Origin of the sequence: Nodosilinea sp. P-1105, assembly GCF_012911975.1 — a bacterium.
Taxonomy (GTDB): domain Bacteria; phylum Cyanobacteriota; class Cyanobacteriia; order Phormidesmidales; family Phormidesmidaceae; genus Nodosilinea.
Genome location: NZ_SMDQ01000111.1, coordinates 1 through 9,428, shown reverse-complemented (window position 1 = coordinate 9,428; position 9,428 = coordinate 1). Strand labels below are relative to the sequence as shown.

Here is a 9,428-nt window from a genome sequence, read left to right as displayed (position 1 = left end):
ACCAGTTACATCGAGCGTTTGAACAACACGTTGAGGCAGCGGGTGGCGCGACTGGTGAGAAAGACCCTGTCGTTCTCTAAAAAGCTCGAGAACCACATTGGGGCCATCTGGCTATTCATCCATGACTACAATCGCTGCATCAGAGAGAAGTTGGCCAAGCAAGGTCATCCGGTCTTTTCCTCTGGCCTGCACTAAAATTCACTACCCGATTGGTGAGGGTCGTCAGGCGATCGCGGTAGTTGGCGTTCTCTGCGGCGAGTTGCAGAATTTGCACTTTGGTTGGGTCTTTATACTCGCTATCAGGCGATCGCATCCATCGCAGATATTCCACAAAGCTAGCCGTTGCATCAGGGGCAAAGTCTGGATCGATGAGCCAGGGGGAAGGTTCATCGCCATTACCGCCACGGTTACCGCCATTGCCTCGACCCCCAGTCGTGCGATCGCGCGGCCCGCGGTCACCACCGTCACGACGGGTTGGGCGTTGGAAGGGGGCAGAGGATTGCCCCGGTCTTGGCTTCTTGGGACGCTCAAAAACCATTTATGCTTCTCCTTTAATGTCGTGGTAGACCGCTGTGGCCCAGAAGCTGAACTCTTGTGCGATCGCAAGTGCCAAGCCGGTTAGCCCCAAATAGTCATCAGTGCTCATATCCTTGAGCGTCTTCAAGCCCTCCTGACCAGCCAGATCACTGCGCTCAGCGATGGTTTGCAGACACTTAAAAAATGCCTTCACCACCTGTTTTTTCCCAGCCTGGCTTAAAGCCTCTTCCTCCGCCTTCAGGCGCAACATCCCCCAGGTGGAGAGATAGGTGTATAGCTCTACCGCCTGATTCTTCTGTTCCTTAAGTTGGCTTTCCTCTTGATTGGGCAATGCCCTCAGCCCAGCCAATGCCTCATGGACAGGCATTCCCATCGTTCGCGGATCAAACGTCATTTGGTTACTCCCTTAGAAACAATTAATGTGATGCCAGACAGGTTTCTACAAAGCCACGGCCTAGACTTTCCTGGCCTCCAATTTGCAAAAGAGCATGATCAGCCATCAAGGCTTCAAATTGGCTTTTCGAGGCAGGACCAGTTCCATTGGCTTGAGCAATGACACCCCAAGGGAAATACATCAGCGTGTCTGGGGGAATAGCTTCTTCATAGCGAAAGCCGCCATCAACCGTCTTGTGCTGGTCAAGCTTAATTTTGACCTGCCGCCACAAACTCATTTGAATTAGGGTTGCGCAATGCTTATCGGGCAGTACCAGCACCCGTTCAATGCCTTGGTTTTGCATCCCTTCGGGAATGAAGCTTTTCCAGCTCTCCCAAGCCTTGAGGTCAGAGGGCTTGAGAATGGCGTCCTTTAAGTAGACAGGCTGCTGATTACCGACACTTGTACTATAGTCCGATGACATCTCAAGATCCTTGCGCGCTAACCTGGCCCAGCGGCGTAGCAATAGCGGACTACTGATCCAGACGACGCCATGGCTGAGGGAAGGAACCGGTAGCCAGAGAATCGATCCATCGCCAATCCAAATATCACCTTGCACGAGCTGGTTCAGTTTTTTGCCGGTGACCGCCTCATAACGCTCTGCTAAGAGCTCATTTTTGGCGTCATCAATTTCAGAGCCAAAGAGTTGTATTTTTTGCAGCTTTTGGGCTATCTGGTCCTGACCAGATGTGTCAATACTGGATCGCAACCGTCCTCGAATGGAGCTAGAGGGGATGTAGGGCAAATCCGTATGGGACTCCCGGGCAATGCCCAACAAGTTGCCCTCTTGGGTGGTGCCTCCCGTATGCAAAGGGGAGAGTAAGTATAAATAAACAAGTTGGCCAAGCATGGTTCACCTAATTATCGTGAAAGGTTAATTACATTGCAGAGGTGCTTATACCCAGTTCAGCTCGGGATCTGGAGTTTTCCCACAGGCGGAACTCCAGGTCTGGACTTGGATTTGGTTTAGAAAGGTAGCCACAACAGTTCTGAGTAACCCAACTGACGCCAGCGACGGACGGCATCCGGAGCCTGAGGGCTGTCTTGAAAAAGAGCAGTGCGCTGCCCTGGGGTTTCCCCCTCAAACAGAGCGGGAGGATGATTCAGGAAGTACTGACTCCCTGGCGGGGCTGCAAACACCTGGGGAGACGGCACACTCAGGTTGCGATCGCCTTGATCATCCCCCCCATAGCGATTGCGGCAGCTAATGGGCACCGGCTTCTCCGTGGCCACGCTGACTAGCGCCCCCCGTCGTTGCCGAGGGTTATCTGGTTCAGCCAAATCCCACTCCCAGGGCCAGGCTCGGCAGTAGGCCATGCGCTCAGGAGAAGGGTCGGCTGATTGATCATTGACTGGGCTAGGGTTGGAGTCTTGCCAACGTTCAAACACACCAGGGGTAATCAGGTAGGCGATTGTCCGTTGCGATCGCTCCAGGTTTTGATCCGAGCATTCCTTCAGGGTTTTCCATTGACTGGCCAAATTGGGGGCACTGCTGAGCAAAGCCTGATGCCCTTCTCCGCCTAAGCGAATCGGTGTTGGTAGGGCTTGCTCAATTGAGGTTTCCAGCCCAATGGCCAGAGACCAGCCCGTTTGCATTCGCACCGCATTTTCGACAAAATACCCATCCGCTCCTTTGACCTGGCGTGTGCCTGACTCGATGGCATTGTGAGGTCGTGTTTCAATCAGCCATGGAGCGTCTTCGTGTTTTTCAGGGGTGATTTTGGCCTCTTCTTCCTGAATTATCCACTTTTTGTCGGGAATAAGCTGGTGATGACCTTGCTTCAAATAATCCAAGATGGTGTCGTAGGGCAAATACTGCCGATAGCGCACAAAGGCTAAAGACTCGTCATCGTCATCGTCTGGGTTAGAAGAATCCCAAGAGGGTCGAATCAGCGGGCGGGGCTGGGACTCGTCGCTTTTCAGGGCAGCCAGATGGGAGTCTTGATCCCAGGGAATCGGCACCAGGGGTGTGGTTTTATCAAACCCCAGGGGGCGGGGCAGATACAGGGTGTCGTCGCGACATAGAAAGGGCCCAGTCAAGTTGACCATCGTGTCTCCCAGTAACCCTCGCAGGGCACCGGCTAAGGTATGGCCATTGGGGGGAAAGACACTACCGGCCCAGGCCCGTTCACCTGGGGTAAAGGGTTTGGCATCGCGAAATAACCAAATATCTAGGGGAGTCAGGGTGTACCAATGGGTCATGGGCGCTCTCCGGGGGTTCTAATAGCAATGCTGCGGGTACGTATGGTGAAGGCCGCTAGCTTCAGCCAGTTTTGAATTTCCCTCAGTTGTTCTTTCTCTGGGGTGGTCTCCCACAGGCTCTGCAAAAATTGCTCGAGGCGATAGCGAAATCCCTCGCGGGCCTCGTCGTCATTGCCAAAGAGGTCACGCCGACTGCAAAACACTTGGGTCCAAGCATGAATAGCGGCCTTGGTAGGGGCTGGGTGCTGACTCCAGACCTGGGCGGCTTGCTCAAATAGGGCACTGGTGAGTTTTGGGTTAGGGTCGCCTGCTGGTGGTAGGAGCGCTTGCCAATGGTTAAAGGCTGCAAACTTGCTGGTAGCTTTCAGGGTGTTGCCGTTGGCATAGATGACACGCACCTGGGTGGCGTCTTTAGCTTTCTCAGGCTTTGCCGTTGCACAGTAGTGCTTTTTGGCTTCGGCTTCCGTTTCCCAGAGGTGTTCAAGGGCGATCGCAAGTGGCACTGAGTTGTGGGCAATCACTAGCCCAAAGCTGACGGTCGCTTTTTGACCTAGGGTGAATAGGGGCCGATCGGGAACATGGGGTTTGGGGGTTTCTGAGGTTGGTTTCCGCTGCCAATAGTCTCCTGTGCTCTCGAACTCATGGTTGGGATCGTCGGCTCCGCGAAAACATTGGCGAATATCCCAGAGCCACTGGTCCCACTCCCAGAGGTTGGTGTAAGCCAACACATCGTCACCGCCGCTATAGATCAGACGCCCAGCGTAGCGCCGCTCGGTTAGGTAGGGCACCAGCTGGTTGGAGAAATCTAGTAGAGCGCGGCTTAGGGCCACGTGGGTAGATGGCCCCATGCGCTTTTTGACTTGAGTTTTGATACCTTGAAGGGCTGCTTGAGTCTCCTGAGGGAGGTTTTGGTGGTCTGGCATATAGTCTTGGTAAGGCCCCAAGGGCTTGCCCTTGAGCCAATGGCGCATGCCATCGCCATCGCCAGCGGCCAGCACATACCAATCGGCGGGGTTGTTGTTGGGGTAGTAGTCAGCGATCAGGTCGCGAATCTTTTCGCGATACTGGGCTTTGAGCTCTGTAATCTGACGTCTGAGGCTGTCAATCTGTGCTTTGTCATTAGCATCAGACTGAAGGGCGGTTTTGAGCGCCTGCCTCAGGTTATTGAGTTCAGTCGTCGCGGCATCCTCAACCAGCCAGCCTGGGTTGAGCAGGCGAGAGTGGTACTTTTTGGGATCATTTTTGCTGTCTTCCCAAGGAATGCCCCACTTACCGCGCATTGCCTTGGCCACATCCTCGGCCCAGGGATGTTCTTGAACAATGGCGTTGCACAGTTGAATAAAGTGCTGTTTTCGAGACCCTTGCCCATCAGCTTTATCCTGGCCATGGTCTTGATAGGTTTTGAGGTATCCGGCTACCCCTGCGGTTAGATCTGGGTAGGCGGCTGCGATCGCATCTTCAACATCCCCCTCAGCCACCAAATTTAAGTTATCTAGAATCCGATGCAAACCCCGTTTCAGCGTTTCCGTGGCATTGAGCTGCTCCCGCCCATCAAACAACCCTGCCTGCTTTTGCCTTTGCTCGGAGCTGGCCGCATCTCCTAGATCTGCTTCCCACTGGTTGCCCCAAAATTGACTGGCATCGGTTTCCGTAATCCGCCGTTGTTGATCCTTTGGGTAAACCACTGGGCCAAAGCCCGAGATAGTAGAACGAGGGCCAAAGGCCGTGGGCAGCTTCCAGACCCGGGCACTTTTAACCGCATTGAGGCTAAAGCGAAGCTGATCAAAGGTGTAGGGCCACCAGGAGCCGACATTAACGCGGATCGGATGCTCCTTTTGCGATTGGGCAATCGCCTTCAGTAGCTCAGCCTCTGGAGAGGAGAACAGCCCCTCTGCCTTGCGGTCACGGCCATTGGTCTGAACTTTGAGATTGCAGGCCCAGTTTTGTTGGTTTTTCCACTCTGAGGAAACGACTCCGGCCTGATCCAGACAACTGTGCAGCTCCACCGTGGTAGCCCCCACGGGCAGAGCTGTCCAGTAGGGCTGCCATTGGGCCTTGAGCCACCCTTCCCAGGTGCGATTCTGGGGCTTCAAGTCTCGCATCCAATGACGCTCGTCATGGAGTTCTGTAAACACTTCTGTGCCCAGGTTCAGCCATTCTTCATGCAGGGTCTGACGGGCCATTTGCATCGCCCCGTTGACCTTCTCCTGGGGCAGCAGCAGCACAATCACGTTGGGAAACCCTGCGGTCAATAGCTTTTGCGGTGTTGGCGGTGCAATCGCGCTATAGAACTCTGGCCATTTTTCGAGCAGCCAATGGTCAATGAGTGGTTGTTGAAACAAGCTGGGATAGACCAGGCAGTCTGGGCCATATTTCTGAGCCAGTTTCCAGCACACCTTGGCCGAGAGGTAGTGCAACACCCAAGACCCCGCCCAAAAATCTCGCATTTTGCGACTGGCTTTGATCAATTCCTGCACAGGGGTAAAGCTAAAGACCGTTAGGTAGGGGCGCTGCTCGCCGTTGGCGTTGACTGAGTCGCTATAGCCAGCCAGGGTTCCGGCCATGGCAGCGGTCATGCTGGCCTGGCTCCAAAGGGAAACATCGGGCAAGATGGAATTCGCTGGGGTCAATAGTTGGGCTGTATCAGCTTGGGTAACGATGCCAGGCAGACAGCGCCAAAGCCACCAAAATTGTTGCTGCAGTTCCTCAACGGAGGCCTGCTCAGGTGGTTCCATCACTGCCAAGGGGCTGTGGGTGCAGATTGCTGTTGTAATGTGCGATCGCAGTCCCTGCATGTCTTCCCCTGTGGCATTCAGCGGTAGCTGTGCTCCAGACAAAAGATGCCGTACTTCAGCCGTTTTAGCGGGGTCGTCCGGCTCAGGGATTAAGCCCAATACAGTGCGATCGCTGCCGACTGCAATTTCACCCGCAGATGTGCAGTGCTCTGATAAGGGATTAGAGCCATCTGAAGACGGGAATAACGCTAACCCATGTAGCAAACCCCAAATCTTCGCTTGCCAGAATGCTTTTGACACAATGCTTTCCTTTCTTGGTGTCGTAGCTCGCGAGTGCATCCCACTTTTGCGAGTTGGCCCACCCGGCGGGAAGAGCAAAGCTCTACATCCCCCAGCCCCTTCTCCCAAAATGGGAGAAGGGGGGCCGGATTCAAAATCCCTCTCCCGCTCTGGGAGAGGGATTTAGGGTGAGGGCTACAAAAGTGGAATGTACCCTAGCTCGCGCCCAATCTAACAGAGCTGCCTCGCTAATGCCATCGGTAAGTGATATTCCTTTAGATTTCCCATAACTCTTCAAAACTATTGCTATATTGGCTTTTCCAGGGTTGTGCTTGTCAATCAGGAATATTTTCTTTTTGTTGACATTTAGAAACAATGAGCAATGTCAGTTTAAATTCCTACGCAAACCCCCAGGCCTTTGAACGCTTGATGGTGTTAATTGCAACCTTGGTAAAGCATCCAGGGGTGGGCGGGCGAGAGCCTGCAGAAGACAGGGCGGGTGACCATGACGCGGCCCAGGCCATTCTGAACAAAATGGAGCAGACGGCCCAAACGCTCCAGATTGCATTACCGACTTACTCAGTCCACACCATTCGCAAAGACCTCAGAACCCTGCGTCGCTACGGGATTTTGGATGAGCGCATGTACCGCTGGGGCTATTACCTGGGCACAGGGGCCTTTACCCGCAACGAACTACAAGCCGCCCTCCAGGCCCTCGCCACCCAGGCCCACCACCAGGGCGACCCACAAATTCGCCGCCTCTACGAGAGCCTGGAGCGCCGCCTACGGGGCCTTAACCTAGAACTCGATGGCCAACTCTTTTACCCGGTACGCACCCACCTCACTCGCACCATTGTCTACACTGACCCGGAAGAGATGATGCATCAGGGGCACTATCGCCACACGCTCTTTCATCAGTTGGACGCGGTAGAGCAGGCAATCTCAATGGGCCAACCGCTTGAACTGCTGCGCCATCGTGATCCCCATGGCAGTATGGGGACTGGGTACATTCAGGTTTACCCGTTGCAGCTGATCTACTCCGATGTGGCCTGGTACCTACTGTACGAGCATCTCCACAGCCACCACTTTGAGGTTGCCCGAGTCGATCGTTTGGGTGAACACATTCAAGGTTTAGATCTTAGTGGCCGGGGGACCCCGGCCCAACGGCAAAGTTTGGAAGCTGCCCATCAGCTTCTGAAGCAAGGGTGGGGTCTTTACCTGGGAAAAGAGGAGGAGCAACAGCAGGAACGGCTGGGCAACATCGACCTGGTTCCAGTTGTCGTTCGTTTCTTCTACCCCGTTGCCACTTTCATTCTTGAAGGGGAACGCCGCCACCCTACCCAAGTCGTTAAAAAAGGCCATGGGTCTGATCAGGCGTTTGTGGATTTCACCATCAAACTGCCAGAGCGTTCCCTACAAGAATTTGGTCGCTGGGTAAACCGATTTATGCATCTGGCCAAGATTCTCACCCCAGATGCCTTAGCTAAAAAGCATTATCAAAACGCCCTGACGTTAGCAAGTCGTTACCAGGACTGAAGAAGGCAGAAGGCAGAAGGCAGAAATCGGACAAATTCTGGGGAGAAGAACCGAACACTTTAGTGCGTGGCAATATCCCCTTCATCCTTCTGCCTTTATCCTTCTGCCTTGGTTTACCGTTTCCATTCAATTAATTTCCCAGCGAGTGGGAAGCTTCAACCATCATCTTCTTCGATCCAAAAAATCCAGAAGGGTTTCCATTCAATTAATTTCCCAGCGAGTGGGAAGGGCAGCAGTCCTCCTGCTTTACAAGCACGACCTCACGTTTCCATTCAATTAATTTCCCAGCGAGTGGGAAGCTGTATCTTGGAGCCCCGGGAAGGTGAGTACTACTAGTTTCCATTCAATTAATTTCCCAGCGAGTGGGAAGGATGCCCCTAATAGAAGGCATCCCTCTAAGCCAAAGTTTCCATTCAATTAATTTCCCAGCGAGTGGGAAGTAGGGTACTGTGAAGGAAAAATCCTCCCAAGGAGGGTTTCCATTCAATTAATTTCCCAGCGAGTGGGAAGGAGAAAATTCTTGGGCAACTTGAGTTCGTTGACTTGTTTCCATTCAATTAATTTCCCAGCGAGTGGGAAGCCCGCCCTCGTCAATATCTAGCTACTGGAGGGCCTAGTTTCCATTCAATTAATTTCCCAGCGAGTGGGAAGGGTCGGCCTCTAGGAGGCCCACCACGCCTGCATTCTACACCACCATTTTCGTCGGGGTCCACCCCAACCGCCAACTAATGACATTCGCTCGCAACAACGTCCTGTGGAAAACCCTTGAAACCCTTGTGTATCAATGGCCCCGCTGGGTTCAACGAGAGAATGCGGGTTTTGGCGATCGGCAGACCCCGAGAAGAAACAGAGCCTGAGGGAGAACAGATTATCTAACGGCGAAAAAAGCATTTTAATCATCGCTGATGCCCAAAAATGGGATTTTGTGTCTTCCTTTACCTAAGGCTTCCTCGACAGCAGCCTGCTCAGCAACCGTTTAGGACTTCTGGTTAAAGGATTATAGTCCTCATGGGAGATCACCTTGATGGGCACCACCTGATCGCCATCGTCACGGCACAGTAGCCGATAGCGTCGAGTAACCGGAATTCTAATTACATCGCGCATCATCTCTAGCCGCTTGCCCGACAACTGCCAGTAGTGAGTTCCTTGCTGGAGGGCAGATAGTACAGCTCTGGCCTTTTTCACAATCGCCTTGGGCAGATGGCTCAACTCAATGGCATCTTCGGCAAATAGGGCTTGCCATTGCTCTCGCTTGTGCCGCCGTTGGCGAAACCGTTGCTGCTTGCTGGTATAGCTATAAGCAGATGGGTTGCGACATCTCTGAGGGCTACATTGCTTGCGTGGCAAGTCTCCCATTCCTCCTGCTGCGCACGAGCATAGCTCTACTGCCTTTTGCCTTTCGCCATCGCTCGCTCAGCGCAACGGTGGCAATACCGGCCAGAGCTACGGTGGCCCTGGCGATCATTTCTGTGGGTCTATTTACGCTGGGTGGGCTGTAGGTCTTTCTGGCCCTGCTGGATGGCGGGCACTGGCGGTGTCGCTGGATAGGTGAGCTAGTCCTTGAGCCTGAGGGGTGGCCGTGATCGCGGTGGAGGCGGTTAACCTGATTCGACGCTGGGATGTGGTGGCGGGCGTAGTTAGGGGTTGGGGGAGTACACCTTAGGCATTACCGTGTCTGCTGGGAATAGCTCATCAAAGCGCTGATT

General features: G+C 53.7%; 8 protein-coding genes and 1 CRISPR repeat array. Of the genes, 2 read left to right on the top strand and 6 right to left on the bottom strand.

Annotated elements, in window-relative coordinates; translation table 11 throughout:
* A partial coding sequence (locus E1H13_RS25575; RefSeq protein WP_240966398.1) for an IS1 family transposase occupies window positions 1-195 on the top strand: 195 nt, incomplete at its 5' end.
* On the opposite strand, the gene E1H13_RS25570 is transcribed toward E1H13_RS25575, so the two are convergent.
* The 5 genes from E1H13_RS25570 to cas10 all read right to left on the bottom strand — a co-directional run bounded on the left by E1H13_RS25570 (window position 140) and on the right by cas10 (window position 6,207).
* Window positions 140-538, bottom strand: a complete 399-nt coding sequence (locus E1H13_RS25570) for a hypothetical protein (protein ID WP_169617791.1) — start codon at window positions 536-538, stop codon at window positions 140-142. The genes E1H13_RS25575 and E1H13_RS25570 overlap by 56 nt on opposite strands.
* Window positions 539-931 (bottom strand): hypothetical protein, encoded by a 393-nt coding sequence (locus E1H13_RS25565; RefSeq protein WP_169617797.1) that lies wholly within the window; start codon window positions 929-931, stop codon window positions 539-541.
* Window positions 932-953: 22 nt separating this feature from the next.
* On the bottom strand, window positions 954-1,820 hold the full coding sequence (gene cmr4, locus E1H13_RS25560; protein WP_169617796.1) for a type III-B CRISPR module RAMP protein Cmr4: 867 nt from the start codon (window positions 1,818-1,820) through the stop codon (window positions 954-956).
* Between the two features lie 116 nt (window positions 1,821-1,936).
* A complete protein-coding gene (locus E1H13_RS25555) occupies window positions 1,937-3,172 on the bottom strand; it encodes a type III-B CRISPR module-associated Cmr3 family protein (protein WP_169617795.1) in 1,236 nt (411 codons plus the stop codon).
* Window positions 3,169-6,207 (bottom strand): type III-B CRISPR-associated protein Cas10/Cmr2, encoded by a 3,039-nt coding sequence (cas10, locus tag E1H13_RS25550; protein ID WP_347404223.1) that lies wholly within the window; start codon window positions 6,205-6,207, stop codon window positions 3,169-3,171. Before cas10 ends, E1H13_RS25555 begins: the two co-directional genes overlap by 4 nt.
* Window positions 6,208-6,561: 354 nt before the next feature.
* On the opposite strand from cas10, the gene E1H13_RS25545 reads away from it, so the two are divergent.
* The gene (locus tag E1H13_RS25545; protein WP_169617793.1) at window positions 6,562-7,722 is read left to right on the top strand and encodes a WYL domain-containing protein; all 1,161 of its coding nucleotides are present in this window, start codon (window positions 6,562-6,564) and stop codon (window positions 7,720-7,722) included.
* A gap of 118 nt (window positions 7,723-7,840) precedes the next feature.
* Window positions 7,841-8,373: a CRISPR direct-repeat array (repeat unit 35 nt; unit sequence GTTTCCATTCAATTAATTTCCCAGCGAGTGGGAAG).
* A 288-nt stretch (window positions 8,374-8,661) separates the two neighbouring features.
* Here the strand turns inward: E1H13_RS25545 and E1H13_RS25540 are convergent.
* The gene (locus E1H13_RS25540) at window positions 8,662-9,078 is read right to left on the bottom strand and encodes a hypothetical protein (protein WP_169617792.1); all 417 of its coding nucleotides are present in this window, start codon (window positions 9,076-9,078) and stop codon (window positions 8,662-8,664) included.
* Between the last annotated feature and the right edge of the window lie 350 nt (window positions 9,079-9,428).